The organism is Peterkaempfera griseoplana, assembly GCF_001418575.1.
GTDB lineage: Bacteria > Actinomycetota > Actinomycetes > Streptomycetales > Streptomycetaceae > Peterkaempfera > Peterkaempfera griseoplana.
Genome location: NZ_LIQR01000473.1, coordinates 1 through 631 on the forward strand (window position 1 = coordinate 1; position 631 = coordinate 631).

Annotated in this window: 1 protein-coding gene; it reads left to right on the forward strand. The window is 78.1% G+C overall.

All coding sequences use genetic code 11. The annotated features are described in order from the left end of the window. The coding region (locus AOK09_RS42665; RefSeq protein ID WP_245687548.1) for an AAA family ATPase at positions 1 to 631 on the forward strand (631 nt) is incomplete at both ends.

A 631-nucleotide genomic window follows, 5' to 3' on the forward strand; every position in this document is an offset into this window, starting at 1 on the left:
GCCCCCGTGGGCGGCCCGCAGCAGCCCGAGACCCCGCTGCAGGAACCCCAGCTGCCGGGCCCCCACCTGCCGGGCCCACAGATGCCGGGTCCCGACCAGGCGGTCCCGGAACCGCCGTTCCCGCAGCAGCAGGGCCAGCCCCCGCAGCAGCCCGTGCCGGGCCCCCAGCAGGGCGCCCCGCACGCCGGCGCGCCCTGGGGCCCGGCTGCGCCCGGCCCGCAGCAGCCTCCCGTGGACCCGCGCCAGGGCGGCTGGCCGCACTCCCCCGCCCAGCCGGTCGGCCCGGCCGGTGAGCCGCCGGCCGCCTTCTACGGCGGGGGCGCGCCGCAGCGCACCGCGCACGGCGCCCCGCTGGGCTACACCGCCGCCGTGGAGCTCTCCTCGGACCGGCTGCTGCGCCGCCAGCCGCAGGAGCGCCGCCAGCAACCGCGCTTCAAGTTCGGCGGCAAGGCGGCGGAGGCCGAGCGGCAGCGCAAGCTGGACATCATCCGCACCCCGGTGATGAGCTGCTACCGGATCGCCGTGATCAGCCTCAAGGGCGGTGTCGGCAAGACCACGACCACCACGTCGCTGGGCGCCACCCTGGCCACCGAGCGCCAGGACAAGGTCATCGCCATCGACGCCAACCCGG